The organism is Nonomuraea coxensis DSM 45129 (assembly GCF_019397265.1).
Classification (GTDB): Bacteria; Actinomycetota; Actinomycetes; order Streptosporangiales; family Streptosporangiaceae; genus Nonomuraea; species Nonomuraea coxensis.
On sequence record NZ_CP068985.1, the window covers coordinates 7,242,369 to 7,268,621 of the forward strand.

At 72.9% G+C, this 26,253-nt stretch carries 26 protein-coding genes; 11 read left to right on the top strand and 15 right to left on the bottom strand.

Annotation, left to right across the window (positions count from 1 at the left end):
- Positions 1-55: 55 nt before the first annotated feature.
- Positions 56-1,159: a hypothetical protein gene (locus tag Nocox_RS33870; RefSeq protein WP_020541259.1), complete on the top strand. Its 1,104-nt coding sequence runs from the start codon at positions 56-58 to the stop codon at positions 1,157-1,159.
- Between the two features lie 5 nt (positions 1,160-1,164).
- Here the strand turns inward: Nocox_RS33870 and Nocox_RS33875 are convergent, their stop codons facing one another.
- From Nocox_RS33875 to Nocox_RS33885, 3 genes are all read right to left on the bottom strand, one after another.
- Positions 1,165-1,944 carry a spore photoproduct lyase family protein gene (locus Nocox_RS33875; protein ID WP_020541260.1) on the bottom strand — a complete coding sequence of 260 codons (780 nt, stop codon included), beginning with the start codon at positions 1,942-1,944 and terminating at the stop codon, positions 1,165-1,167.
- Positions 1,945-2,017: 73 nt separating this feature from the next.
- Positions 2,018-2,770, bottom strand: coding sequence for a DNA-formamidopyrimidine glycosylase family protein (locus Nocox_RS33880; RefSeq protein ID WP_020541261.1), 753 nt, complete (start codon positions 2,768-2,770; stop codon positions 2,018-2,020).
- A 9-nt stretch (positions 2,771-2,779) separates the two neighbouring features.
- Entirely contained in the window at positions 2,780-3,478 is a 699-nt protein-coding gene (locus Nocox_RS33885; RefSeq protein WP_020541262.1) for a TetR/AcrR family transcriptional regulator, read from the bottom strand.
- A gap of 102 nt (positions 3,479-3,580) precedes the next feature.
- On the opposite strand from Nocox_RS33885, the gene Nocox_RS33890 reads away from it, so the two are divergent.
- Together Nocox_RS33890 and ilvD are read left to right on the top strand one after the other, a co-directional pair.
- Positions 3,581-4,804, top strand: coding sequence for a saccharopine dehydrogenase family protein (locus tag Nocox_RS33890; RefSeq protein ID WP_026213936.1), 1,224 nt, complete (start codon positions 3,581-3,583; stop codon positions 4,802-4,804).
- Positions 4,805-4,856: 52 nt separating this feature from the next.
- Positions 4,857-6,506: a dihydroxy-acid dehydratase gene (gene ilvD, locus Nocox_RS33895; RefSeq protein ID WP_020541264.1), complete on the top strand. Its 1,650-nt coding sequence runs from the start codon at positions 4,857-4,859 to the stop codon at positions 6,504-6,506.
- Between the two features lie 218 nt (positions 6,507-6,724).
- Here ilvD and Nocox_RS33900 read toward each other — a convergent pair whose 3' ends face one another.
- The 7 genes from Nocox_RS33900 to Nocox_RS33930 form a co-directional block, all read right to left on the bottom strand.
- Positions 6,725-7,120, bottom strand: a complete 396-nt coding sequence (locus Nocox_RS33900) for a hypothetical protein (protein ID WP_020541265.1) — start codon at positions 7,118-7,120, stop codon at positions 6,725-6,727.
- 160 nt (positions 7,121-7,280) lie between these two features.
- Positions 7,281-7,604: an STAS domain-containing protein gene (locus Nocox_RS33905; protein ID WP_020541266.1), complete on the bottom strand. Its 324-nt coding sequence runs from the start codon at positions 7,602-7,604 to the stop codon at positions 7,281-7,283.
- 104 nt (positions 7,605-7,708) lie between these two features.
- Positions 7,709-8,686, bottom strand: a complete 978-nt coding sequence (locus Nocox_RS33910) for a phosphotriesterase family protein (protein ID WP_020541267.1) — start codon at positions 8,684-8,686, stop codon at positions 7,709-7,711.
- A 58-nt stretch (positions 8,687-8,744) separates the two neighbouring features.
- On the bottom strand, positions 8,745-10,160 hold the full coding sequence (locus tag Nocox_RS33915) for a methionine--tRNA ligase (RefSeq protein ID WP_020541268.1): 1,416 nt from the start codon (positions 10,158-10,160) through the stop codon (positions 8,745-8,747).
- A 163-nt stretch (positions 10,161-10,323) separates the two neighbouring features.
- Complete coding sequence (locus Nocox_RS33920; RefSeq protein ID WP_020541269.1) at positions 10,324-10,785, bottom strand: universal stress protein; 462 nt, start codon at positions 10,783-10,785, stop codon at positions 10,324-10,326.
- A 28-nt stretch (positions 10,786-10,813) separates the two neighbouring features.
- The gene (locus tag Nocox_RS33925; RefSeq protein WP_084685330.1) at positions 10,814-11,446 is read right to left on the bottom strand and encodes a DUF998 domain-containing protein; all 633 of its coding nucleotides are present in this window, start codon (positions 11,444-11,446) and stop codon (positions 10,814-10,816) included.
- Positions 11,447-11,624: 178 nt separating this feature from the next.
- Positions 11,625-12,548, bottom strand: a complete 924-nt coding sequence (locus Nocox_RS33930) for an anti-sigma factor RsbA family regulatory protein (protein ID WP_020541271.1) — start codon at positions 12,546-12,548, stop codon at positions 11,625-11,627.
- Positions 12,549-12,728: 180 nt separating this feature from the next.
- Between Nocox_RS33930 and Nocox_RS33935 the strand changes: the two genes are divergently transcribed.
- Positions 12,729-13,286, top strand: a complete 558-nt coding sequence (locus tag Nocox_RS33935) for a DUF1707 SHOCT-like domain-containing protein (protein WP_033408165.1) — start codon at positions 12,729-12,731, stop codon at positions 13,284-13,286.
- Here the strand turns inward: Nocox_RS33935 and Nocox_RS33940 are convergent.
- Both Nocox_RS33940 and Nocox_RS33945 read right to left on the bottom strand, forming a co-directional pair.
- Positions 13,256-14,368, bottom strand: a complete 1,113-nt coding sequence (locus tag Nocox_RS33940; RefSeq protein ID WP_020541273.1) for an aromatic ring-hydroxylating oxygenase subunit alpha — start codon at positions 14,366-14,368, stop codon at positions 13,256-13,258. The genes Nocox_RS33935 and Nocox_RS33940 overlap by 31 nt on opposite strands.
- A 64-nt stretch (positions 14,369-14,432) precedes the next feature.
- Complete coding sequence (locus tag Nocox_RS33945) at positions 14,433-15,536, bottom strand: FAD-dependent oxidoreductase (RefSeq protein ID WP_084685332.1); 1,104 nt, start codon at positions 15,534-15,536, stop codon at positions 14,433-14,435.
- A 50-nt stretch (positions 15,537-15,586) separates the two neighbouring features.
- On the opposite strand from Nocox_RS33945, the gene Nocox_RS33950 reads away from it, so the two are divergent.
- The 3 genes from Nocox_RS33950 to Nocox_RS33960 all read left to right on the top strand — a co-directional run bounded on the left by Nocox_RS33950 (position 15,587) and on the right by Nocox_RS33960 (position 18,181).
- Positions 15,587-16,150 carry a TetR/AcrR family transcriptional regulator gene (locus Nocox_RS33950; protein WP_020541275.1) on the top strand — a complete coding sequence of 188 codons (564 nt, stop codon included), beginning with the start codon at positions 15,587-15,589 and terminating at the stop codon, positions 16,148-16,150.
- A gap of 89 nt (positions 16,151-16,239) precedes the next feature.
- Positions 16,240-16,614: a hypothetical protein gene (locus Nocox_RS33955; protein ID WP_020541276.1), complete on the top strand. Its 375-nt coding sequence runs from the start codon at positions 16,240-16,242 to the stop codon at positions 16,612-16,614.
- 94 nt (positions 16,615-16,708) lie between these two features.
- Entirely contained in the window at positions 16,709-18,181 is a 1,473-nt protein-coding gene (locus Nocox_RS33960) for a DUF2079 domain-containing protein (protein WP_157382836.1), read from the top strand.
- Here the strand turns inward: Nocox_RS33960 and Nocox_RS33965 are convergent.
- Positions 18,160-19,257 carry a glycosyltransferase family 4 protein gene (locus Nocox_RS33965; protein ID WP_020541278.1) on the bottom strand — a complete coding sequence of 366 codons (1,098 nt, stop codon included), beginning with the start codon at positions 19,255-19,257 and terminating at the stop codon, positions 18,160-18,162. The two genes, Nocox_RS33960 and Nocox_RS33965, sit on opposite strands and share 22 nt — an antisense overlap.
- Before the next feature lie 38 nt (positions 19,258-19,295).
- Between Nocox_RS33965 and Nocox_RS33970 the strand changes: the two genes are divergently transcribed.
- The 3 genes from Nocox_RS33970 to Nocox_RS33980 all read left to right on the top strand — a co-directional run bounded on the left by Nocox_RS33970 (position 19,296) and on the right by Nocox_RS33980 (position 24,660).
- The gene (locus Nocox_RS33970) at positions 19,296-20,114 is read left to right on the top strand and encodes a PIG-L family deacetylase (protein ID WP_246649645.1); all 819 of its coding nucleotides are present in this window, start codon (positions 19,296-19,298) and stop codon (positions 20,112-20,114) included.
- Positions 20,115-20,163: 49 nt separating this feature from the next.
- The gene (locus tag Nocox_RS33975; protein WP_020541280.1) at positions 20,164-21,225 is read left to right on the top strand and encodes a lysylphosphatidylglycerol synthase domain-containing protein; all 1,062 of its coding nucleotides are present in this window, start codon (positions 20,164-20,166) and stop codon (positions 21,223-21,225) included.
- Positions 21,226-21,288: 63 nt separating this feature from the next.
- Positions 21,289-24,660 (top strand): ATP-binding protein, encoded by a 3,372-nt coding sequence (locus Nocox_RS33980; protein WP_020541281.1) that lies wholly within the window; start codon positions 21,289-21,291, stop codon positions 24,658-24,660.
- Here Nocox_RS33980 and Nocox_RS33985 read toward each other — a convergent pair.
- On the bottom strand, positions 24,650-25,264 hold the full coding sequence (locus tag Nocox_RS33985; RefSeq protein WP_026213938.1) for a hypothetical protein: 615 nt from the start codon (positions 25,262-25,264) through the stop codon (positions 24,650-24,652). The two genes, Nocox_RS33980 and Nocox_RS33985, sit on opposite strands and share 11 nt — an antisense overlap.
- A gap of 172 nt (positions 25,265-25,436) precedes the next feature.
- On the opposite strand from Nocox_RS33985, the gene Nocox_RS33990 reads away from it, so the two are divergent.
- Positions 25,437-25,967, top strand: a complete 531-nt coding sequence (locus tag Nocox_RS33990) for a DedA family protein (protein WP_157382837.1) — start codon at positions 25,437-25,439, stop codon at positions 25,965-25,967.
- Here the strand turns inward: Nocox_RS33990 and Nocox_RS33995 are convergent.
- Positions 25,964-26,164, bottom strand: coding sequence for a YegP family protein (locus tag Nocox_RS33995; RefSeq protein ID WP_020541283.1), 201 nt, complete (start codon positions 26,162-26,164; stop codon positions 25,964-25,966). The two genes, Nocox_RS33990 and Nocox_RS33995, sit on opposite strands and share 4 nt — an antisense overlap.
- Positions 26,165-26,253: the final 89 nt, after the last annotated feature.

The window sequence follows — 26,253 nt, forward strand, 5'->3', positions numbered from 1 at the left end:
GAAGAGGTGGCCGCCCGGGGCGCGGCGGGGGTCGCGTGGGGGCTACGGTCGGAGGGTGAGCACTTCGACGTTCAGGACGGCGATCGGGCAGGCCCGCGACCTGCTCAGATGGCGCTCCCCGCTCAGGACCGAGCTGTGGGCGGCCCGGCTGCTGGCGGACCTGGAGCCGGAGCATGTGGAGCCGTTCCTCCGTGAGCTGACCGGCGACGGCGGCGCGGAGGCGCGGTTGACGCTCGCGGCCCTGGCCGCGGTGGCGCCCCAGGAACAGGACCACGACGTCCCCAGGACGGACGACGGCACCGGGACGGACGACAACCGCCCCGGGACGGACGACGACGGCCTGGGGCCGGGTGAGTCGCCGGCGGGCGGGTCGGTGTTCGGGCGGGCCGCCGAAGGGGCGTTGGAGACGCTGCCGGGGTGGGCTCGCCGGATGGGGCGGGTGGTCTGCGAAGCCGCCTGGTACGGCAGGGCCGACCCGTACGGCGAGCAGGTCCTCGCGGCGCTGAGCTTCCGCTACGAGAACGGCAAGGAGCCGCACGTCCTGGTCGTCGGCATCGACCAGCCGCACGGCGGCCTGGCGGTGGACGCCATGGTCGAGGAGGTCAAGTTCCTCGACGATCTGGGGCTGGCGGCGGCGGAGCCGGGGGTGGTGGCGGGGCGGGTGCTGGACGCGTTCGAGCTGGGTGACCGCCTGCTCGGGGCGGAGGTGGCCGACACGCTGCCGGGCGTCCGCGCGCTGGCGGTGGCGCGGGCGCGCGGCGTGCCGGGGCTGGTGCGGGGGGCCGGCGACGACGCGGCGGAACGGTTCGCGGAGTCGGCGGGCCTGCCGGAGCTGCCGGGGGCGCGGGAGGCGTTCGGGAAGCTGCGGGAGTTCGTCGGGGACCATTCGCTGTGGTGGAGCCCGGCCCGGGTGTCGCGGTTCCTGACCTCATGGCTGCCGAGGGAGGCGATCCTGTCGGACGCGGCGATCGCCGCGATGCCGGAGGTGGTGCGCGCGTGGACGCGGTTCAACGGCGACCAGCCGGCGGTGTCGCGCCGGATCGACGAGGACGCCCCGCGCCTGGCCGCGCTGATGGCCGACGACTCGCTGGCCGGCCTCGGCAAGCGCCTCGCCCGCAACAGACCCGCCGAGCAGGACGACCCCGAGCAGGACGGCTGAGTCGGTCAGAAGGCGTAGCGGACGCGGCAGTACGGCAGCTTCGCCGCGATCAGGTCGGTGAGGGCGGCGACGTACCGGCCCTTCTGCCCGGTGCGGTAGCGGACGTTCCAGCCGCCGGTCTGCGACCGTTTGGCCTGCTGCAGCTCCGGCCGCCACAGCACGTCCTCGGCCTTCGGGTGCCAGCCCAGGTTGACCTCGTGCAGCCGGTCGTTGTGGGTGAGGAAGATCACCTCGGCCGCGAGCTGGGCCTTCGCCTCCGGGCCGAGGGCGGAGGCGAGCTGGTCGAGCAGCTCGGCCCAGCTCTCCAGCCAGCCGTCCCGCACGACGACCGGGCTGAGGTTGACGTGCACCTCGTAGCCGGCGGCCACGAAGTCGTCGATCGCGGCCAGGCGTTCGGCGATCGGTGAGGTGCGGATGTCGAGCAGCCGGGAGTCGGCGGCGGGCATGAGGCTGAAGCGGATGCGGGTGCGGCCCCGCGGGTCCCAGTCGAGCAGGTCGCGGTTGACGTATTTGGTGGCGAAGCTCGCCTTGGCATGGGGCAGGTCGCGGAACAGCCGGACCAGGTCCCGTACGTTGTCGGAGATGGTGGCGTCCACCGAGCAGTCGGAGTTCTCGCCGATGTCGTAGACCCAGGCGTGCGGGTCGGCCTGGTCGGGCCCCGGTTTGACGCCCTGGCGGCCGGCGTGGCGGCGGACGTACGCGAGGATCTGGTCGATGTTGGCGAACACCGTGATCGGGTTGCTGTAGCCCTTGCGGCGCGGCACGTAGCAGTAGGCGCAGGCCATCGCGCAGCCGTTGGCGGTGGAGGGCGCGATGCGTAGACGCGCCGGATGTCGAGGAGCGGCTGCGTCCGCATGTTCACCCTTTCCCTGGCTGGTCCACAGGACAAGCGTATGCGGTCCTGGACGCGAGTTCCCAGGTCAGAACGGGTGCGCCGCATCGGCGGCAGTGCTCGCGGCGGTAGACCCAGCGTTCGTCGGGCCGTTCGGGGTCGCTGACGATCTGCCCGGCGTCGCGTCCCAGGGCGAGGTAGGCGACCGCGGTGTCCCAGAGCCGCCCCGCGGTTCCCGCGCCGACGTCCCTGGCGGCGGGGTGCAGGCCGGCGAGGAACAGCAGCTCGGCCCGCCAGGCGTTGCCGATGCCCGCCCACACCTTCTGGTCGAGCACCGCCGCGCCGACCGGCCCGCCGAACGCGGTCAGCCGCCGTACGGCCTCGTCCCTGGAGGCGTCGGCCCGCAGCGGGTCGGGCCCGAGCGAGGCGCGCAGCGCGGCCACGTCGCCGGGGCCGTACGCCTCGCACCGGATGGGCGCGATCAGGTCGAACGCCACGTCGTCCGTGGCCAGCCGCAGCCGTGTCCCGCGCGGGGGCTCGCCCCTGGGGCCGTCGTGGCGCAGGAAGATCCCCCGCATGCCGAGGTGCACGTGGATCGTGGGGGCGTCCTCGAAGTGGTACAGCAGGTGCTTGCCCAGGGCCTCGACGCCGGTCAGGGTCCGCCGGTCGTAGGGCCGCGCGTCGAAGCGGCCCTGCGGCCCCGACGCGCGGACGACGCGCCCGGCCAGTGCCCTCTGCTGCTCGTCGGCGTGACGGTGAACGAGATGTCCCTCAGGCACACCGCTCCCCTACCCCCTGAGCTGCGCCGATGCGCTCGCGAGCAGCATGTCGAGCGCGGTCGGGTAGGCGCTGTGGTTCATGCGGGCGACCAGCAGCGGGGCGGTCGCGGCGATGTGGGGGTGGGTGGTGGCGGGCAGGCGGGCGTAGGTGTCGCGCCAGACCTCCTCGTCGGCCTCGCGGGCGGCGGCCGGCAGGGCGAGGGTGGCGGCGTCCAGGATCGAGAAGGCGAGGCTCTGGTCGATGAAGGCGTGGTAGATGCGGACCGCGTCGGCGTCGGGGAAGCCGGCCCCGCGCAGGATGCCGAGGATGATCTCGTCGGTGGCGACCTCCTGGGGGAGGCCGGTGACGCGGCTGGCGGTCAGGACGGCGGCCTGCGGGTGCGTCAGGTAGGCGTGGTGGATGCGCAGCCCGAGCTCGCGCAGGTCGGCCCGCCAGTCGCCGGTCGGTGACCAGCCGTCCACGGCGTGGCCGAACAGCTCGTCGGCGATGGCGAGGACCAGGTCGTCCATGCCGCGGAAGTAGCGGTAGACGGTGCTGGCGTCGGCGCCGAGGGCGAGGCCGAGCCGGCGGGCGGTGAGCCCGGCGGCGCCGTGCTCGCGCAGCATGCGCAGCGCCGTCTCCACGATGAGCTGATGGGTCAGGACCTGCCCTTGTTTGGTCGGCCGCCGCCGTCTGCGTGCCGTCTCCGGCACCACCCGCTTGGCCATCGCGAACCCCTCCTTATGCCAACGCCATTGACGTTGATGAGCGTAGTGGAGTTGGATTAACGACACAGCCCCCCAAAAGCATCCAAAGGGGATTTTTTCGTCATGCGTATCCTTCTCGTGGGAGCAGGCGGGGTGGGAACCGCCGTCACACGGATCGCCGCCCGCCGCACCTTCTTCGACCACATGCTCGTCGCCGACTACGACCTCCCCCGCGCCAAGGCGGCCGTCGCCGCGCTGGGCGCGGACGCCCACCGGTTCACGCCGGTCAAGCTGGACGCCGCCGACCGCGACGCCGTCACCGCCCTGCTGCGCGAGCACCGCTGCGACGTGCTGCTCAACGCCACCGACCCGCGATTCGTGCTGCCGCTGTTCGACGCGGCGCTCGCGGCCGGGGCCGACTACCTCGACATGGCGATGTCAATGTCGAGGCCGCACCCCGAGCGGCCGTACGAGGAGGTGGGGGTCAAGCTGGGCGACGAGCAGTTCGCCCGCGCGCCCGCGTGGGCCGCCTCCGGCCGCCTCGCGCTGGTGGGCATGGGCGTCGAGCCCGGCCTCGCCGACGTCTTCGCCCGCTACGCCGCCGACGAGCTCTTCGACGAGATCGAGGAGATCGGCATCAGGGACGGCGCCAACCTCACCGTCGACGGCTACGACTTCGCCCCGTCGTTCTCCATCTGGACCACCATCGAGGAGTGCCTCAACCCGCCGGTCATCTACGAGAAGGACCGCGGCTGGTACACGACCGAGCCGTTCAGCGAGCCCGAGGTCTTCGACTTCCCCGAGGGCATCGGCCCGGTCGAGTGCGTGAACGTCGAGCACGAGGAGGTCCTGCTGGTCCCCCGCTGGGTGGACGCCGGCCGGGTCACCTTCAAGTACGGCCTCGGCGAGGAGTTCATCGGCACGCTGAAGACCCTGCACGCGCTCGGCGTGGACCGCACCGAGCCGGTCCCGGTGCGCGGCGACGGCGGCGCCACCGTGCGGGTGTCCCCGCGCGACGTGGTGGCCGCGGTCCTGCCGAACCCGGCCGAGCTGGGCGCGCGCATGCACGGCAAGACCTGCGCCGGCACGTGGGTGAAGGGCGTCAAGGACGGCCGGCCACGCGAGGTGTACCTGTACCACGTGGTGGACAACCAGTGGTCGATGCGCGAGTACGGCTCCCAGGCCGTCGTCTGGCAGACCGCCGTCAACCCGGTGATCGCCCTGGAGCTGCTGGCGGAGGGGGCGTGGAAGGGCTCTGGCGTGCTGGGCCCCGAGGCGTTCGAGCCGCGCCCGTTCCTGGACCTGCTGGTCGAGTACGGCTCACCGTGGGGCCTGCGGGAGCAGTAGGACGGCGTCCTGGATCATTGAGGGGCGACAACCGTACCTCGGGAGGACCCCCTTGAGCATCGCCGACGATCCCGACCGCGCACCCGCCCGTTCCCACCTGTACGCCATGGGCCTGTCCGAGGAGGAGATGCGCCGGCCCGTGGTCGGCATCGCCTCCACCTGGACGGGCACGATGCCGTGCAACCTCACCCACCGCGAGCTGGCCGCGCACGTCGCCGACGGCGTGCGGGCGGCGGGCGGCACGCCGATGGAGTTCAACACCATCGCGGTCTCCGACAATCTCACCATGCACACCCCGGGCATGCGCGCGTCCCTGGTCAGCCGGGAGGTCATCGCCGACTCGATCGAGCTCATGGGGCGCGCGCACGGCTTCGACGCCCTGGTGGCGATCGTGGGCTGCGACAAGACCGTGCCGGCCGCGATCATGGCGCTGGCGCGGCTGGACGTGCCGTCCGTGGTCCTCTACAGCGGCACCATGATGCCCGGCCGCTGGCGCGGGCGGGACGTGACGATCCAGGACATGTGGGAGGCGCTGGGCGAGCGCGAGGTCGGCCGGCTCGACCAGGCCGACCTCGACGACCTCGCCAGGCACGCCTGTCCCGGCGCCGGCACCTGCGCCGCCCAGTACACCGCCAACACCATGGGCTCGGTCGCCGACTTCCTGGGCCTCGCGCCGTTCGGGATCGGCGACATCCCGGCGGAGGCGGAGGAGAAGAACGCCGCGGCGCGGCGGGTCGGCGAGCTCGCCATGGACGCGCTGGCCCGCGACGCCCGGCCGTCCCGGGTGCTCACCGCGGACGCGCTGCACAACGCGATCGTCTCGGTGGCCGCCATGGGCGGCTCCACGAACGCCGTGCTGCACCTGCTGGCCATCGCCCGCGAGGCCGGGCTGCCGCTGGTGATCGACGAGATCGGCGAGGTCTGCCGGCGGGTGCCGATCATCACCGGGCTCAAGCCGAGCGGCGGACCGTACACCGCGCTGGACCTGTGGCGGGCGGGCGGCACCTCGCTGGTGGCGCGGCGGCTGCTGGAGGCCGGCCTGCTGCGCGAGAACGTGACGCTGGTGGACGGCCGCGGCCTCGCCGACGTGGCCGCGCAGGCCGAGGAGCGGCCGGGCCAGGAGGTCGTGGCCGACGTGGCGCGGCCGTTCAAGCCGCGCGGCGCGCTCGCGATCCTGCGCGGCTCGCTCGCCCCCGACGGCTGCGTGCTGAAGCTGGGCGGCAAGGACGACTTCCGGCACGAGGGCCCGGCCCGGGTCTTCGACTCCGAGAACGACTGCTACGCCGCCATCCAGGAGGGCCGGATCGTGGCGGGCGACGTCGTCGTGGTCCGCTACGAGGGCCCGGCGGGCGGTCCCGGCATGCGCGAGATGCTCTCGATCACCGGGCCGCTCGTCGGGCGCGGGCTCGGCGGCTCCGTGGCGCTGGTCACCGACGGACGCTTCAGCGGCGTCTCGCACGGGCTGGTCATCGGGCACGTGACGCCGGAGGCGTACCACGGCGGACCGATCGCGCTGGTGCGGGACGGCGACACGGTGGTGATCGACAGCGCGGCCGGCACGCTGGACCTGCTGGTGCCCGAGGAGGAGCTGGCGGCGCGCCGGGCCGCGTGGCGGCGGCCCGAGCGCGCGGTCGAGCGGGGCGTGCTGGCGAAGTACGTGCGGACCGTCGGTTCCGCGTCCGACGGCGCGGTCACCGCTTGACGGCGGCTATGCTGCGCAGAGACGTTTCGGTCATTCCTTATAAGCTTTCAGGGCTGACAAGGGCGACGAAGAGGAGACTTACCCGATGTACAAGGAGTTCGCCGTCGAGCTCGTGATGTGGATCGTCCCGGTGGCCGTGCTCATCGGGCTGGCGCTCCTCGTCACCGCCTGAGCCCCCTCCAAGGGGCCGGCTCGCCACGCGACCGGCCCCGACCGAGTCAGCGGTAGTACCTGTACGACACGTTCGTGCTGGCGTACTTGTAGTATCGGCCGCCGTAGTCCTGGAAGTCGTTCCAGGCGTTCGACAGCCTGGCCGTACGCACGGTGCAGGCCGCGTGACGCACGCCGTAGGGCCGGATGGTGCCGACGCTGTCGTAGCAGGAGCCGACCTTCCTGCCGTTGACCTTCAACGAGACGTTGAGCTTGACGTTGTAGAGCCTCTTGCGCGAGATGTTCTTGATGCGGACCTTGACCTTGCAGGTGTCCTCGCAGTGGCCCCAGGAGACCTTGGTGCGGATCAGCTGCGCGGCAGACGTCGAGGCGTCGGCGGGGGCCGCCAGAAGGGTGGTCGCGGCGGCCGCCGTCAAGACGGTGACGGCAAGACGTTTGAACATTGGTGTCCCCATGGTGAGAGTTCGTCGCTTCCCCCTGATCGGCAGCGACTCGTGCCGTCCGACTACTACCTGATCTTGGACACGCCGGTGTCCGCCACCCGAAGTCCGATACGAAACGGTTATCTGCTTATATCGGCTTTATCCGACCCGCCGAGGGCCGTCACGCGGGGTACGGCGGCGCGTTGCCCTCCTCGTTGAGCTCCGCGATGGCCAGCTCCGCCGTGCGGCGGATGTCGAAGAACTTGTCGAGCGCCGTGATCGCGAACAGGTGCTCGCACCGCCCGTTGAGCCCCGACAGCAGCAGCCGCCCGCCGGAGGCGGTGACGGCCTTGTGCAGGTAGACCAGCACGGACAGGCCCGAGGAGTCGCACACGCTGACGGCCTGCATGTCGATGACGAGCATCGGGGGCTGGGTGAGATCGAGCGCCTTGGTGACACGGTCACGCACCTCGGCCGCCGAGCCGAAGTCGAAGTCTCCCGTCAACCTCGCGATGACACAGGGTCCCTGGAGTCCGAGGCTTATCGACAAGGCCTGCTCCGAAGTCACCCAGCTCCACCTACCCGCGTCGCTCTCCCGATCCACTCACTTTACGAGAAGTAGCGCTTCGGGTTGAACACCAGCATCTGCTCGATCTGGTCGTCGGTCACACCCGAGTCCAGCAGTGCGGCCAAGACGTCGTCGTGAATGTGATCGTAGCGCCAGTTGGGCGCGAGCGTGCTGAGCGCGTCGTCCCAGGCGCCGCCGAAGTAGTCCATGAAGCAGGCCGCGTCGTGGCTGAGGACCATCCGGTCGGCGTAGCCGCGCCCGCACAGGGCCGCGATCGTGGCCACCCGCTGCGGCGTCGGGTTGTAGATGTCGAGGCCGAAGCGGTCCATGCCGAGGGTCGCGCCGGTGTCGGCCAGCCGCATGAGGTAGTCGAGGTCGTTGCTGTCGCCGGCGTGGCCGACGACGACCTTCGTCAGGTCCACGCCCTCCTTCGCGAACAGGTCGAGCGCGATGAGGCCGCTCTGGGTGAAGGAGTTGGTGTGGACGGTGATCGGCGCGCCCGTGCGGACGTGCGCCTGGGCGACGGCCCGGCAGATGCGCTCCACGCCGGGCGTCAGCCCCTTCTGCTCGACCACGCACTTGAGGAAGGCCGCCCTGACGCCGGTGTCGGCGATGCCCTCCGTCAGGTCGCGGACGAAGTCGTCGATCATCGGGTCGGGGACGTCGAAGAACAGGGCGGGGCCGCGGTGCTCGTACTGGTGGGGCAGCTCCTCGAAGGAGTAGATGCCGGTCGCGACCACGATGTTCAGGCCGGGCACCTGCTCGGCGATGCGCTGGATGCGCGGGATGTAGCGGCCGAGCCCCCACACGGTGGGGTCCGCGATGGTCCGCACGCCCTTGGCGGCCAGCGCGCCGAGCTTGGTGACCGCGTCGGCGACCCGGTGCTCCTCGTCCCACCACGCGCCCTTGCCGTAGTTGTCGAGATGTTCGGTGGCCACGACGAAGACGTGCTCGTGCATCAGGGTCTGGCCGAGGTCGTCGACGTCCACGGGCCCGCGGACGGTCTGCACGGTGGGCATGCTGCCTCCATACCGGCTGGTCGGTTGGCGTCAACCTAGACGTCGGGAAGTCCGGGAGTCAATGAGCGACGCCGGACAGCCTCCGGTGCAGCGGCGCGGGCGGGCCGAGCCGGTCGCCGCCGACCGCCGCCGCCACCCGCGCCGCCGCCGCGGGCAGGAAGGGCTCCAGTTGCACGGCGAGCTCGCGGCAGGCGGCCACCAGGGAGCCGAGCGTGCGCTCCCGCGCGGGGCCCGCCTGTTTCCAGGGCTGCTCGCGGTCGACGTACCGGTTGGCGTCCTCGACGAGCGTCCAGACGGCCGCGGCGGCGCGGCGGAAGTCGAAGCCCTCCAGTGCGTCCGCCACCGCGCCCGACACGTCCACGGGCGGCTCTCCTCCGGGCTCGGGCACGTGGCCGTCCAGGAACCTGCACACCATCGTCACCACCCGGTTGACCAGGTTGCCGAGGCCGTTGGCCAGGTCCTCGTCGTGCCGGGCGACCAGGCGCGCCTCGGTGAAGTCGGCGTCGCCCACGCGCGGCACCTCGCGCAGCAGCCACCAGCGCACCGCGTCGGTCCCGTACGCCGCCACGAGCGCCACCGGGTCCACCGCGCCGCCCGCCGACTTACTGATCTTCCTGCCGTCCACCGTGAGGTAGTCGTGCACGAGGATGTCCGTCGGCAGCGGCAGCCCGGCCGACAGCAGCATCGCCGGCCAGTGGACCGCGTGGAACCTGATCACGCCCTTGCCCATGAGGTGCGCCTTGCGCCGCTCGCGCACCCACCAGCGCTCGTAGTCGCCGCCCTCCAGGGCCGTCACGTAGTTCGCCAGGGCGTCCCACCACACGTACACGACCTGGCCGGGGTCGCCGGGCACCGGGATGCCCCAGCCGCGGGCGCGGGCGGCCGAGCGGGAGACGCTGATGTCGGCGAGGCCCGCCTCGACGAACGCCAGCACCTCGTTCCTGCGCGCGGCCGGCTCGATCCGCAGCCGGCCCCCGCGGATCAGCTCGGAGAGGGCGTCCTGGTAGCGGGAGAGCCGGAAGAACCAGTTCTCCTCCGACACGGCCTGCAGCGGCCCGGGGTGGCCGTCCGGGCAGGGCCCGCCGGGGTAGAACTGCTCGCAGCCCACGCAGTAGAGCCCGTCGTAGTGCCGCCGGTAGAGGTCGTGCCCGACGGCCCGCCAGATCCGCTCCACGCCGGCCCGGTGGCCCGGATGGGCGCTGGTCCTGATGAACCCGTCGAACGACAGCTCCAGCGGCCCGCGCAGCGCCTCGAACGCGGCGGCGTTGCGGTCGACCAGCTCGCGCACCGGCACGCCCTCCGCCTCGGCGGCCAGCACGTTCTTCAGCGAGTTGTCGTCGGTGCCGGTCTGGAAGCGCACCGGCTCGCCGCGCCGCCGGTGGTGCCGGGCCAGCACGTCGGCCTGGACCAGCTCCAGCGCGTGCCCCAGGTGGGGGCGGGCGTTGACGTAGGGGATGGTGGTCGTGATGTACATCGGGTGCCTCCCGTGGGGCCCCGGACATGACGAGAGGCCCCGGCTCGCAGGGCCTCAACGTGGACGTCGCCGATGAACCCCGCTAGGGGGCCATCATCACCTGGGCGATCGTCATGCCGTCATGCTAGCGGCCGGGGCGGCGTCCTGGCGAGCCGCAACGGGCCTAGGCGGGGTCCGTCCTCGGGGCGGGGACCACCAGGACCGGGCGCTGGGCGTGGTGCAGGACGCGGTCGGAGGTGCTGCCCAGCAGCAGCGAACGCACCCCGCCGAGCCCTCGGGTGCCGGTCACGATGAGCGTGGCGTCGAGCTCGTCGGCCACGTCCACGATGGCCGCCCACACCGCCACCGCGTCGGCCTCGCAGCGCGGCGTCGCGTCGAGGCCCGCCTGCCTGGCCAGGTCCGCGCCGCGCCGCGCCAGCTCGCTCATCGCCTTGCCGATGGCCTCGTCGCCGGCGGCGTCGGTGTCGATGGTCATCATGAGGCCGGCCGAGGCCCGCGCCGAGCTCATCGCCAGGCGCTCCCACACCGTCAGCACCACGGCCTGCTCGCCCTTGAACATCCGGCCGGCGAAGGCGATGGCCTCCTTGGCGTCGTCGGAGCCGTCGTACGCAATCAGGATCGTCATGTCAGCAGTCTTTCCCTGTCCGTGGCTTTCACGCCTGCCCGGCCACCGGCCGGGCCGCGAGCGCGCGCCGGGCCGCCGGCCGCAGCATCGACAGCCCGGCCAGCGCCAGCACGCCCACCTCGGTCACCACGACGGTCCGCTGGATGAGCCCGGCGGGGATGTCGTCGTTGGTGAGCGGGACGCCGAACATGCGCACCACGTACGGGATCACGACCAGCACCAGCGCCCCGAGGGCGGCCAGGCACAGGATCCGCATCACGCGGGCGTACCTGATGCGGGCCCTCGCCAGCAGCAACCCGGCGACCGGCATCACGAGGAACGCGGCGAAGGCGGCGTAGCGGTGGATGCCTCCCGACAGCGACAACGGCACGCCGGGCCGGTCGGTGGGGAAGGCGCCGATCAGGAACATGCTCGCGCCCCACGCCACCAGCAGCCCCACGACCCAGCGGTCGCCGCCGGCCCTGCGCATCGCCTCGGCGATCAGCGCCGCGCCCACCGCGAACAGGGTCAGCGAGGCCGGCAGCAGCCAGCCGGACCGCTGCCAGGCGTACTCGCTGATCACGGTGTGCATCGGGTCGAGCCCCGCGTCGGCGTGCAGGGTGAGCATGGCGCCTGCCCCGGCGCCGAGGGTCGCGAATCCGCTGACGAGCAAAGCCTTCATGCCTCTTAAGCTCGTGGAACACGGCTTCGCGGAGTATCGGAGATCAGCCCGAAGGGGCCCTGAAGCTCCCCCTAGTCCTTAAGTATCGATATATCTGGACCTGCCCCGTTGACCTGGGAAAAGGTGACCCTGGGTAGGGCAGTCCCCCTCAGGGGGGCAGGGTTGTCCCTGACGGCGGTCAAGGCCGGTCGAAGTAGGCGCGTACGACCGTGCCGCCCGGCCGCGTGTGGACCCGGACGAGGTCGGCGAGCAGGTTGACGATGAGCAGGCCGCGCGAGCCCGGCGTGCGCGGGTCGACGGGCATCCGCCCGGCGAGCGGGTCGCGGATGTGGCCCCGGTCGCTGACCTCGCACACCAGCCGGTCCGCCGTCGCCCACAGCCTGAGCGTGCCGGAGCCGCCGCCGTGGTCGAGGCTGTTGGCGCCCAGCTCGGCCACGACCAGCTGGATGTCGTCGAGCCGCTCGCCGGTGAAGCCCAGCAGGGCGGCCCGGCGGGTGGCGAGACGCCGCGCGGCCGGCAGGTCGGTGCCGTCGAAGCGCAGGGACAGGCACTCCCCGGGCTCCTCCAACGGCCGGTTGTGCGCGTCGATCACCCGCTCGGGCGCGTAGTGGCCGCTGGGCCGCTCCCCTTCGGCGTCCAGCAGGACGGGGTGGGTGCGCGCGGCCTCCTCGACGACCTCGGGGGCGAGCGCGGCGACGTCGTACGGGCACAGGATGGCGGCATCGCACCCGGCGAAGGCCAGGTTGATCAGCGCCTCGTGCTGCGCGCACGCGGGGTAGGCGGTGGCCGGGCGGCCGGCCCAGATCGGCTCGCCGATGATCCGCACCCGCCCGCCGGGATGCCGGTCGGCGAAGTCGCGCAGGACGGCGGGGATGATGCGCCCGGGATTGCGGCCTTCGACGCCCATGTCGAGCAGGCGCACGGCGCCGGCGTCGGGGCCGAGCCCGGCGGCGACGAGCGCGAGGTTGGGCGCGGGGACGGCGACGGCGACGGGCTCTCCTGCCGCCAGGCCCTCGCGGACGAAGGACGTGGTGGCGGAGACGTACTCGGCCGCGCTCCGGTAGAGGAGCGCGAGGTGGGAGAACGGTCCGGCCTGTGTCATCACGTCTCAAGCTACCCAAGGTTGAGGAGTTCATGGGAAAGCGTTGGGTACCACATAGGTGTGAAGAGAGTGCAGGTGATCCTCCGCCCCCGTCCGGTCCGCCAGCCGGAACCCCTCGATCTGCGGACCCCGTCCGGCCGGCGGCTCCCGTTCTGAGCCCGGCGAATCTATGCTCAGGTCATGTCGGAATTGCACATGCGGGTCTCCGACGAGGACCGTGAGCGCACTGCCGGCCGGCTTCAGCACGCCTTCGCCGAGGGCCGCCTCACGCGGCCCGAGCTGGAGGACCGGCTCGGGCTGGCCCTGACCGCGCGGACCTACGGCGACCTGCTCGGCCTCATCACGGATCTCCCGGCGGAGCAGCAGGCGCCGCCTGACGACGTGGTCGAACTGGAGTCGAAGAGCGATCACATCAAGCGCTCGGGCGACTGGGCGGTGCCGCGCCGGCTGCGCATCACCTCCAAGTACGGCAGCGCCGACCTCGACCTGTCCGAGGCGGTCGTCCCCCATCAGGTGGTGGAGATCGAGCTCGACATGACCTACGGCTCCGCCAAGATCATCCTGCCGGTCGGCGGCACGGCCGACGTCGACGGCTTCCGCAGCGAGTGGGGCCACGTCTCGACCACCGACGTCCCCGGCCGCCCCAGGCCCGGCACCCTGCACGTGGTGGTGACCGGCGGCGCCAAGTACGGCACGCTGACCGTGCGCTACCCGCGCAAGCGCTGGTTCACCCACTGATGGAACAGGGCGATGTGGTGCTCGCTGGGCACGAGCACCCCGCCCTCCCGGTACGCCCGTGACGACATGCCGGGCTGGGTCCGCTCGCAGGCGTCGAAGTCCTGCTCGTTGACCCGGTGGAACAACTCGACCGACCTCGACAGGTCCGCCCCCGAGGCGACCACGTCGGGGTGGTAGAGCCAGTCGCACTCCACCAGCGTCCGGTCCACGGCCAGCGGGAACATCCGGTGCACGATCACGTGGTCGGGCACCAGGTTGACGAACACCTGCGGCTTGACGGTGATCGCGTAGTAGCGGCGGTCCTGCTCCCGCGCGACGTCGGGGAGCTTGCCGAAGCCGGGGCCGCCGTCCACGGTGAAGCCCTCGACCCGCTCGGCGAACTCCGCGCCGTGGCCGACGTAGTACTGCGCCGCGTAGCCGCCGGCGAACTCGGGGAGCACGGCGACCAGCTCGGGGTGGATGGTCGCGCAGTGGTAGCACTCCATGAAGTTCTCGACGATGAGCTTCCAGTTGGCCTTGACGTCGTAGCCGACGCGGCGGCCGAGCGCCAGCTCCTCGACGTGGTAGCGCTCGATGGCGGCGGGGTCCCCGAGCCGTTCTGTGGCGGCGCCGGTGACGCTCTCCTCGAACGACGGCGGCTCCGCGGCCAGGCACACCCACGCGTAGCCGAGCCATTCGCGCAGGTGGACGGGGATCAGGCCGTGGGCGACGCGGTCGATGTCGGGCATCTTCGCCAGGTTGGGCGCGGCGGCCAGCCGGCCGTCGAGGTCGTAGGACCAGGCGTGGTAGGCGCACCTGATCGTCCGTCTGACCTCGCCCGCGGGCTCCTCGCAGAGCCGGGCGCCGCGGTGCCTGCAGACGTTGAGGAAGGCCCGCAGGCGGTGGTCGCGGCCCCGGACCACGATCACGCTCTCCCTGCCCACCTGGACGGTGCGGAACGCGCCTGGCCGCGGCACGTCCTCGCCGCGGACGGCGCAGAACCAGAGGCTTTCGAAGATCTTGGCCTGCTCATCGGCGAAGACGTCGGGGTCGGAGTAGAAGCGGCCGGGGAGCGTGGGGATCAGGCTCGACGTGGTGGTCAACCGACACCGCCTTGTTGCGTATGACGCACCGAGTTGCTCTATCTGCGACATCGTCGGCCGGTGTTCAGGAGGCTGTCAAGAGGTAGGTGCTGGCCCGGCGCAGCCAGGCGGTGTTGAGCCAGGTGGCCAGCCGGTCGGGGATCAGCCCCGCCGCCGGGCGGTGCATGTCGGTGAGCTCGGTGGCGGCGAGCCGGGCGGGACGGCGGGCGATCCGCGCGCGGGCGCGCTCGTAGCCGCGCAGGTCGTCCAGCGAGCGGGCGAGCAGCCAGGCGTCCTCCAGCGCCTGGTTCGCGCCCTGGGCCATGGTGGGGGGCATGGTGTGGGCGGCGTCGCCGGCCAGGGTCGTGGGCCCCCTCCCCCACACCTCGGGGATCGGCCGGCGGTGGTGCGGGAAGAAGTCGGGCGCCGGGGAGGACCCGGAGAGGGAGCCGAGGACGGCCGGCACCGGGTCGGCCCAGCCGCCGAAGCGCTCGCGCAGCCGCTCGGCGAGGCACGGGTCGTCCGCCCAGAACGGCTCGCCGGGCGCCGAGCGCACGTCGAACCACCACAGCAGCCGCCCCTCCCCCGCCGGGATGAGCCCGCACAGCCCGGCGAGGCCCGCCATCATCACGGCCGCGCCACCCTCGGTGAGCGACGTGGGGGCGGTGATGAAGCCCTGCCAGGTCACCCAGCGGGTCAGCTCCGCCCGGTCCTCGCCCCACAGGGCGGCGCGGACCGCCGAGCGCCGCCCGTCCGCACCCACGAGGACGTCGCCGCGCACGGTGGTCCCGCCGGCCAGGCGCGCCTCGGCCCGGTCGGGGTCCACGTGCTCGACCCGGGCTCCATAGGTGACGGGGACGCCCTCGGCGAGCAGCTCGACCAGCTCGCCGCGGGCCACGTGGACGGTGGGGTGGCCGTATTTCCGCTCGGCGGCCGTCAGGTCGACGGTGACCAGCCTGCGGCCGTCGGAGCTCCACGACTCCAGGGTCTCGAGCCGCCGCCCGACGCGGGTGTGGTCGGCCTTGAGCTCCTCCAGGATGCCGGTGCTGCCGGGCCAGAGCGTGACGGAGCCGCCGGCGGTGCGCGGCTCGGGGGACTCCTCGTACACCTCGGCGTCGTGACCGGCGGCGAGCAGGCCGCGCGCCAGCGCGAGACCGGCGACGCCCGCACCCACCACTATTACTCTCATAAGACTCCCTGAATGTGAGACTCGGGGTATCAGATACTAGGAGTATCACTATGTCCGCGCGCGGCCGCAAGCCCGATCCCACGGTCGACCACCGCATCAGACAGGCCGCGGCCAGGCTGGTGCTCACCCGGGGCTTCGACTTCACCATGGACGACGTCGCCGAGGAGGCAGGCGTGGGCAGAGCGAGCGTGTTCCGCCGCTACCCCACCAAACGCGACATGCTCCTCCAGACCCTCGCCGGATTCATGCACACGCACGTCGCCATCCCCGACACCGGCTCGCTGGAGAGCGACCTGCGGGTGGTGGTGACCGACACGCTCGCCCTCTGGCGCAGCCCAGGGGTCTCCCGCACGGCCAGGCAGCTGTACGGCGAGGCCGGCCGCGACCCCGCCGTCGCCGAGATCATCCGCAGCGGCATGCGGACCAGGATGGAGCGGTCATGGGTGGTCTACGAACGCGCGATCGAACGCGGCGAGCTGCCCCCCAACGCCGACCTGTGGCTCCTCACCGACCTGTTCACCGGCCTGGTGGCCTACCGCGGCCTGCTCGACCTGCCCTTTCCCGAGCCGGAGGAGATCGTCCAGGTCCTGCTCCACGGCTTTACACCGGCTTGACGGCCCGGGTGTTAGCGGGGTGCAAGCGGAGATCAAGTTCTGGCCCTAATGTTCTCGGTGTTCGCTCAACCAACGAAGGGCACCGGAAGATGACTCCCCCTCGCCGTCGCCTGGCCGTCGCGGCCGCGACGCTTTCCCTTGCCGTCCTGACCACCGCCTGTGGCGCGCTGGGCCAGGCGGTCGACTGCAACACCGCGGCCAACGAGGCCACCAAGATCATGACGGACTGGAGCTCGGAGGTCACCAAGAACGCCGCCGACGCCAAGGCCATCGGCACCGCCTCCGCCACCGCCGCCGACAAGACCAAGGAGCTCGCCGGCAAGTACGACGGCGAGGTCGCCGCCGCGCTCAACGACCTCGCCTCCGGGTTCGAGAGCCTGGAGAAGGGCGACCTCGCGCAGGTGTCGGAGTTCACCGGCAAGATGAACGGGTTCTCCAGCAAGATCACCTCGGCCTGCACCTGACGGGCGGGCCCGCGGCCGCCGTACCGCCTGCGGGGGGCAGGCCGGCGCGGCGGCCGCGCCACTTTCGCACGGATTCGTTCTAGTCTTGTCGCCCGTGACGGCTGGAACCGACCTCGCGCCCGACGGCGCCGCTCCCCCCGCACGGCGGCGGGCCTGGAGGGTTTCGCTCAGCGGCCACCGGCTGCGAGTGGGCGTGATGACGCTGCTCGCGGCGGTGGCCTACGCCGTGCTCGGGCTGGTGAAGCTGGCCTCCTTCCGCGCCACCACGTTCGACCTGGTGATCGTGGACCAGGCCGTGCGCAACTATGCGGCGTTCCGGCCTCCGTACATCCCCGTGCTCGGCATGTTCCACGGGCGCGGGATGGACTACGTCCAGCTCGCCGACCACTTCTCGCCGATCTACGCGCTGCTCGCGCCCCTCTACTGGATCCACGACGGGCCCGGCACGCTGATCGTGGCGCAGGCGGCGCTGTTCGCCGCGGCCGTGCCGTTCCTGTGGAACTACACCAGGCGGGTGCTCGGGGTCGCGCCCGCCTACCTGGTGGCGGCGGCGTACGCGCTGTCGTGGCCGGTCGCGCAGGCCGTCGCGTTCGACGCGCACGAGGTCATGTTCGTCCCCGTGCTCACCGCGATCATGATCGAGCGCTACCACGCGGGCAGGGAGCGGACGGCCTTCCTCGCGATGCTCGCCCTCCTCCTGGTCAAGGAGGACATGGGGCTCATGATCGCCGGGGTCGGGCTGTGCCTGTTCGTCATGGGCGAGCGGTGGCGGGGGACGCTGTGCGCCACGTTCGGCCTCGGGGCCGTGCTGCTCATCCGCGGGCTGGTGACCTCGGTCTTCGGCGGCAGCTCGCAGGACTTCTGGGCCTACGGGCACCTCGGCCCCGACATCCCCGGCGCGCTCGCCGGCATCGCGCGCGACCCGCTGGCCGCCCTGCTGCTGCCGTTCAGCGAGGAGGCCAAGGTCGACACGCTGTTCCTGCTGACCTGGCCCACCCTGATGCTCTGCCTGCTGTCGCCGCTGTCGCTGGCGGCGCTGCCGCACGTGCTGGAACGCATGCTGTCGGACCGCCCCCAGTGGTGGCAGGCCGACTTCCAGTACAGCGCGTTCACCGTGATCATCATCATCTGCGCGGGCGTGGACGGGCTGTCACGGCTGCTGCGCCGGCTCGAACGCTCCGACGACGCCACGGTCAAGCTGCTCTGGTCGGCCGCCGCCTGCGTGGTCGCGCTCACGCTGGTGCCCAGGTTCGCCCTCGACCAGCTCTACCATCCGTCCTTCTACAAGGAGCCCAAGGCGGCCGCCGCCGCCGAGGCGGTGAGCAAGATCCCCGACGGCGTGGTCGTCGAGGCGCCCAACTCGGTCGGGCCGGCGCTCACCGGCCGCACCACCGTGCTGCTGTGGGGGCCCACCTCACACAACGCGCCCTGGGTGGTCGCCGACACCGCCCGCTGGGAGTTCCCCTTCGGCTCGTTCGACCAGCAGGTCGCCAAGGTCGGCGAGCTGCAGGCCCAGGGCTACGTGATCGTCTTCGAACGCGACGGCTACGTGGTGCTGCGCCGCTGATCGCGGGCCCGCTCGTACGCGGACTCGAACCCCTCCAGCACCGCCGGCCACGACCCCGCCGAGGGCGGCGTCGCCCGGTTGTGCGCCGCGATCGCCTCGCGCAGCCCGGCGTCGGCGCACAGCCGCGCCACCGCCCGCGCGAGGTCCCCGAGACTGCGCCCGAGCAGCCCCTCGACGCCGTCGGCGACGAAGTCGGCCACCCCGCTCTGCGCCCTGGCCACCACCGGCACCCCCGCCGCCCGCGCTTCCAGCGCCGCGATGCCGAACGACTCGCGCGGCGCGGGCGCCACGAAGACGTCGGCCGACTCCAGGACCTTCGCGATCTGCTCCCGCGAGTAGCGGCCGGGCAGCGACACCCAGCCGGCCATGCCGTGCCGGGCCAGGAAACGCTCCATCTGCCCCCTGGCGGGACCGTCGCCGACGATCGTGGCCCGCATGGGGACCGCGGCGGGCACCCGGGCCCTGGCCGCCTGGAGCAGCTTCAGCAGGCGTACGGGCTGCTTGCGCGGCGCCAGCCGGCCGACCGCGACGACGTGCACCTCCTCACGCCGCTGCGGCGTGCCAGGCGGAGGCGCCCAGCCCGACAGGTCGAGGCCGTTGGAGACCACCCTGACCGGCACCCGGGGCCCGGCGACCGCGCGGATCGGCGCCGCCGCCGCCGTGCTCACGGTGGTGGCGACCAGCCCCCACCGCTGCCAGCCGTACGCCGCCCGCAGCAGCCGGTAGAGCAGCCGGGTCAGCGGGTCCCACATGCTGTGGACGGTCACCACGCACGGCGCCCCGGCCCGCGCCGCGGCCCGCACGCCCATCCACGCGAACGGCGAGACCGCCCCGGTGTGCACGTGCACCACGTCGGGCCGCCCGTCGGCGATCCACCGCGTGAGCCGGCCGACGCCGCGCGGGTGGACCGGCAGGTCGAAGGGCATCCTGGCGACGATCCTGCGCACGCCCTCCAGCGGCTCGCCCCTGGTCGCCGTGGCCACCGTCACCTCGTGCCCGGCCGCGCGCTGCACGCGGACGAGATCGGCCACCTGGACCTCGATCCCCCCGAGTCGCGGCAGGTAACAGTCGCTCACGTGAAAGATCCGCACCCCTCCCAGACTAATCTGGGCGTGTGCCTCCACGTACCGCTGTGTTCTTCCATGCCCACCCCGACGACGAGGCCCTGCTGACGGCGGGCACCATGGCGATGCTCGCGGCCGAGGGGCACCGCGTGGTGCTGGTCACCGCCACCGCGGGCGAGCGCGGCCTGGCCGACATGGCGCCCGGCGAGGCGCTGGGCGAGACCAGGCTGAAGGAGCTCTACCAGTCGGCCGCCGTGCTCGGCTGCGCCCGCGTCGAGTGCCTCGGCTACGGCGACTCGGGCCTCAGCCCCAAGGGCGGCAGCGCCGAGGAGCGGCCGGACAACGCGTTCATGGACGCCGACATCGAGGAGGCGGCCAAGGCGCTGGCCGCGATCCTCCAGGAGGAGCGGGCCGACCTGCTCGCGATCTACGACCCGGCCGGCGGCTACGGCCATCCCGACCACGTGCAGGTGCACCGGGTGGGCAGGCGGGCCGCCGAGATCGCCGGCACCGGGATCGTCCTGGAGGCGACGGTCAACCGCGACCCGCTGGTCCGGCTGCTCAGGCTCGCGACCCGGTTCTACCGGTTCCCGCCCGAGTTCGACGTGCGTACCTTCGAGAGCGCGTACTCACCGGGCGAGGCCATCACCCACCGGGTCAACGTCCGCCGCTACGCCCGCCGGAAACGCGCCGCGATGTCGGCCCACGTCTCCCAGGCGAGCGGCGGCGACAGCGACCGCACGCTCGCCGTCATGCTGAAGGTCCCCGGCCCGCTCTACCGCCTGGTCTTCGGCACCGAGTGGTACGTCCGCCGCGACCTCCCGCCGGGCGCCCGCCTGCGTCATCCTTTCGAGCGGTGGCCCGAGTAGTCCCTTGGGGGGACGATCGGCCGCCCGCGAGGGGGCAGACTGGGTGCCGATGAAGAACAAGTGGCTGCAGATCGTCCTTTCCGTGCTCTCGCTCGGGCTGGCGGTGCTGCTCGTGATCTACCTGCCGCAGATCGTGCGGGCGCTCACGGGCAAGCCCGTGTCGTGGGCCGAGATCGGCGCGGTGTTCGGCGCGCTCGGGCTCGGCGAGATCGCCCTGATGACGGCGCTGTGGCTGCTCAGCCTGCTGGCCTACACGTTCGTGCTGACCAACTCGCTGCCCGGGCTGAACAACCTCCAGGGCCTCACGCTCAACGCGGCCGGCAGCGCGGTCAGCAACCTGCTGCCCTTCGGCGGCGCGGTCGGCGTGGCGCTGTCGTTCGCGATGACGAGGGGCTGGGGCTTCGGCAACCGGGCGATCGTGGTCATGACGCTGGTCAGCGGCATCTGGAACACGTTGTTCCGGTTCATCCTGCCGGCCGTCGGGATCATCGCGCTGCTCGTGGCGGGCGAGGCGCCCAACGCGACGGTGGCCAACGCCGGCTGGACCGGCGCGCTCGCCATCCTGGCGCTGTGCGCGGCCGTGGCCGCCGCGCTCTACTGGGACCGCGCCGCCGACCTGCTCGGCCGCGCCCTCGACCGGATCACCGGGCTGCTGCGGCTGCGGGTCAGGGCCGGCGAGCACTTCCACAAGCTGCGGGCCGACACCGCCGAGATCGTCCGCACCCGCTCGGTCGGTCTGTCGCTCGGCATGGTCTTCTTCCTCGGCTTCCAGTGGGCGATCATGGCCGCCTGCATGTGGGCCACCGGCGCCTGGCCGGGCCTCGCCCAGTCGATCGCGGTCTTCGCGCTGTCGCGGGTGCTCACCAGCGCGCTGGTCACGCCCAGCGGGGCCGGGATCATGGAGAGCGGCGTGGTGTTCCTGCTCACCGCCGCCTTCCACGTGCCGGCCGCTCCCGCCACCGCGACCGCACTGCTTTTCGGCTTCTGGACTTACACTATCGAGATCCCGTTCGGTGGCCTGGCCCTGGGCGCGTGGGCGCTGCTGCGCAGGCGCGGCGGCCGGGGCACCGGCGCGGAGTCCCCGTCGGCGATCTCGAAGGCCCCCCAGTGACAATCCCAAACCCCTCAAAGACCTTGTGCGCGATTCGTAGGCCCGCATAGCGTGGCGGCTGACATGGTGGCGTTCCGAGTTCTGGGGCCAGTCGAGGCGTACGACCACGACGACGAGCTCGACCTGGGCGGGTTGCGGCAGCGAGCCGTCCTCGCCCGACTCCTCGTGGCCAGGGGTCAGGTCGTCCCGGTTGACACTCTTCTTTACGATCTGTGGGACGACGACGCGGCCAAGGGCGCGCAGTCGGGCCTTCAGGTCTACATCTCGCGCCTGCGCCGGGTGCTCGAACCAGGCCGCCCGCGCGGCGGCCCCAACCGCCTGCTGGTGACCGTCGCCTCCGGCTATGCCCTGCGGGTGGCCTCCGACCAGGTCGACGCGCTCCGGTTCGAGCAGCTCGTCCGGGCGGCGGGCGAGCACCTGGAGGAGGGCGACCCCCAGTCGGCGCGCGGCCGCCTGGAGAAGGCGCTCGGGCTGTGGCGCGGCACCCCCTACTCCGACTTCGCCGACCAGCAGTGGGCCGAGGCCGAGGTCAACCGGCTCACCGAGCTGCGGCTGGTGGCCCGCGAGCGGCACTCCGACACCGGGCTGCGCCTCGGCCTGCACGCCGAGACCGTGCCCGACCTGGAGGCGCTGACCACCGAGCATCCGCTGCGCGAGGAGGGCTGGCGGCTGCTGGCGCTCGGCCTCTACCGCTGCGGCCGGCAGGGCGACGCGCTGGCGGCCCTGCGCCGCGCCAGGAACATGCTGGCCGACGAGCTCGGCATCGACCCCGGCCCCGCGCTGCGCAAGCTGGAGTCCGACATCCTCGCCCAGTCGCCCGAGCTGGACCTGGCGCTCCCTGCGCGGCCCGCGCGCCCGGCCCCGGCGGCCGGCGACACCTGGCCGCCCCGCCCGGCCGCCGCGGTCGAGCCGCCGCCGCTCGACCCCGAGCCGTTCGTCGGCCGCGAGGCCGAGCTCGCCCGGCTCACCACGGCGGCCTCCCGCACCGGCCGTTTCCAGGTGGCGGTGGTCACCGGCGTGGCGGGCGCGGGCAAGACCACGCTGCTGCGCCGCCTGGAGGGCCAGCTCGGCGGCGACGGCTGGATCACCGCCTCCGGCGCCTGCCCCGACTCCAGCGCCACCCCGCCCGGCTGGGCCTGGGTGGAGATCCTGCGCGCGCTCGTCGGCCTGACCGGCGCCGGCGAGTACGCCCAGCTCCTCGCCCCGCTGCTGGACGACGCCGCCCCCGACCCCGACGAGGACGAGGTCTCCGGCGGCTTCCGCCTGCACCGCGCGGTCGGCGGCTACCTCGCGGGGGTGGCCAAGCGCGCGCCGGTGCTGCTGACGCTGGAAGACCTCCACTGGGCCGACGACCAGACGCTCGCGCTGCTGCGCGCGCTGCCCAGCCTGCTGGCCACCAGCCGGGTGCTGCTGGTGGTGACGTGCAGGGAGAGCGAGCTGGACGACGCCCAGTCCGACGTGCTGGCCTCGCTGGCCCGGCTGGGCCCGGTCCGCGTCGGCCTCTCCGGGCTCGACCCGAAGGCCGTGGCCGAGCTGGTCCGGGCGACCTGCGTCCGCGAGATCGACGAGGACGCGGTCGAGTCGATCGTCGAGCGCACGGCCGGCAACCCGTTCTTCGTGCGCGAGACCGTGCGCCTGCTCGACTCCGAGGGTGCGGCCGACCGGGCCAGCGCCACCGAGGTGCTGTCGCAGGTGCCCTCAGGCGTCCGCGACGTGCTGCGGCGGCGCATCTCGCGGCTGCCGTCCGGCGCCCAGCAGATCCTGCTGCAGGCCGCGGTGATCGGCCGCGACGTCGACCTCGACGTGCTGATCGCGGTCGCGGGCGACGAGGACGCCGTGATCGAGGCCGTCGAGGCCGCGCTGCTCGCCGGGCTGGTCACCGAGCCGGGCCCCGGGCTGCTGCGCTTCGACCACGACCTGGTGCGCGACACGATCTACTCCGACGCTTCCCGCCTGCGCCGCGCCCGGCTGCACGCGGCCGTGGCGGCGGTCATCGAGCAGCGCACGTCCTCCGACGTGGCCGCGCTCGCCCACCACTACTTCCTGGCCGACGCGGCCGAGAAGGCGGTGCGCTACGCGGGCCTCGCCGCCGAGCAGGCCGAGCGGCGCTTCGCCCACCGCGAGGCCGCCTCGCTGTGGGAGCAGGCGATCGCCGCGTTCGACCGTTCCCGGGGCGACGAGCAGACCGAGCAGCCCGAGCGGGCCAAGGAGCGGCTGCGGCTGATGCTGCGCCAGATCAGGGCGCTCGCGGTGTGCGGCGACATGACGGCCGCGCGGCTGCTGCGCCGCCAGGCCATGGACGCCGCGCTGCCGCTCGGCGACCTGGAGCTCACCGCCAAGGTCGCGGCCTCGCTGGCCGTGCCGCACAAGGGCATGGCCCGCGACTTCACCCGCACCGCGTGGGAGATCGTGGACGTCACCGAGCGGGCGCTCGTCGAGCTGCCCGCCGGCGAGCAGCGGCTGCGGGCGAGCCTGCTGACGACGCTGGCCCTGGAGCTGGAGGGCTCCTCCTCTCCCGAACGCGGGCGGGAGGCGTCGCTGCAGGCGCTGGAGCTGGCCAGGGAGAGCGGCGACCCGACGCTGATCGCGGCGGCGCTGAGCGGGCGGCTGCGGCAGTCGTACGACATCCCGGCCGTCGACGCGCGCGAGAGCATCGGCAGGGAGCTGCTGGAGGTGGCGCAGCGCTCCGGGCAGATGGCCACGCAGGCGCTGGCCCACCTGGTGCTGCTGGAGTGCGCGGCGGCGCGGGGCGAGTTCGCCGCCGCCGACACGCACGCCGCCGCCGCCGACCAGCTCGCCAGGCAGTACGACCTGTCCGCCCCGGCCGCGGTGGTCGTCTGGTACCGCGGCATGCGGTTCATGATCACCGGCGACTACGCGGGCGCCGAGCGGGCCTACCGCGACGCGGCCAGGATGACCCACCGGGCGGGCATGCTGGAGGGCCGCCAGGACCTCCCGCTGATCACCACGTTCTGCCTGCACCTGGTCGACGGCCGGGCGGCCGAGATGGTCGACCTGCTGGCCGACGCCCACCACCGGGGCGCGAAGTGGACGCTCGACGCCTACGCGCTCGCGCTGGCCTCCGCCGGGCACGTCCCCGACGCCAAGGCCGTCGCCTCCGTCCGCCCGCCGGTGCGCCCCGACTTCCTGTACGAGCTGGCGATGACCTGGCGGGCCCTCGCCGGCATGCTGCTCGACGACCGGGAGCGGATGGTCGACTGCTACGACAAGCTCAAGCCGTTCGCCGACCGGGTGGCGGGCGCGGGCACCGGCGTGGTCGCGCTGTGGCCGGTGGCGCTGACCCTCGGCGACCTGGCGGTCCGTCTCGGCCAGCCCGACGCGGCCCGCGAGCACTACGAGAAGGCCCTGGAGGTCGCCGAGCGGATCGGCGTGCCGCGCTGGGTGGAGGCGGCGCGGCGCTCGGTCAGCAGCTGACCAGGAAACGCTCGCTCCTGACGGGCGCGGCGCCCTCGGCCAGCACCTCGACGCGATACCAGCCGGGGTTGCCGGGGATCCGGGGGCGCCACTCGACCGCCCGCTCGCCGGCCGCGAAGCCGCCGTGCTCGGCCAGGTAGGTGCGCCAGGTGCCGGTGGCGGGGCTCCAGCGGGACAGCCGCCAGCGGTAGAGCACACCCTCGCCGGGGGCGGCCTCGGCGAGCAGGCTGCGGGCGACGTACGAGGGGGCGCAACCGGCGGCCGGGCTGTCTGCGGTGCTGCCGGTGGTGCCGCCGGTCGCGTCGGCCGCCGTGCTGCCGGTCAGGGCGGCGACGGTGACCGCGCCGGCGCGGGCGGACGTGGCAGACGTGGTGGACGTGGCCGACGTGGTGGACGCTTCGGCAGCGGTGACGGCGAGGGGGCGGGCGAGCGGCAGCTCGCGGGCCGACAGCATCACGGTCCGCTCCGGGGCGGCGGCCGAGCGGGCGTTGCCGTAGGCGGACAGGCCGACGTAGGCGCTGGTGAACGCCAGCGCGGCCACGAAGAGCCTGGCCGCGTTCGCGGTGCCGCCGGCCAGCGCGGCCCTGCTTCTCGTCGTCGACATCGTCAACACCCCTTCTTGCTCACACCTAGAGTGGAGCGGGGCGGTTGAGCACCGCTTGTGCGCTGGTTGCACCTTTTGCGAGGCGCTTGCAGGGGCAGGTGTGGCACTCGGCTTGCCGCCCGAATAAGGTTAGGGTTACCTAACGCTTCGTTGAGGGGTGGTGAACCGGGACATGTCGGCCACGATGATCGCCGTTCCCGCCCCCGACACGCCGTACTGGCTCAATCTGCCGTACTGGCTGGTGGGCATCATCCTCATGATCGCCCTGTTCGGGGTGTTCCAGGTCTACTACTGGGTCGGCCGCCGGCTCGGCGAGAAGCTCTACGAGTCGCGGGTCGGGCGCAAGGTGGGCCGGACCCGCATCGAGGCGGTCGAGCGGGTCGTCGAGAAGTGGGGGGCGCTCGCCGTCTACGGCTGCTTCTGGGTGCCGGGGCTGCGCCACACCCTGCCCTGGGTCGCCGGCGCCCTGCGGGTCTCCTACCCCTGGTACGTCGTCGCGAGCGCGCTCGGCTGCCTGACCTGGGCGCCGCTGTGGTGGTTCGGCGGCGCGGCGGCCGTCTGGGGCTACGTGCGGCTGGCCTCGCACTCGCCCGCCGCCGCCGTGGCCGTGGCCGTGCTGGTCGTCGGCGCGGTCGCCGGGTTCGTGGTGTGGCGCAGGAGGCGGCGGCGCGCCACGGCGGACGAGGAGGCCGTGACCGCCTAGGTCTCCGGCCCGCCCGCCTGGCTGCGGTCGTCGATGACGGCGTCCGGGGCGCTTCTCCGTACGGTCTCGATGCCGTTCACGCAGGCGGCCTTGCTGGTGAAGCCCTCGCCCACCGCCAGCGTCTGCCCGTTGCCCGCGACCAGCGCGAACCGGTAACCGCCCCGCCCGTCCTCGGTGATGATGAACCTGCCCGCCACGGCCGCTCCCCCTTCGATCTAGCATTCATTTACCCGCACCCGGCGGGGCTTTATGGCGAAGCCAGGCAAACGAACCCTTGATCTCCTGC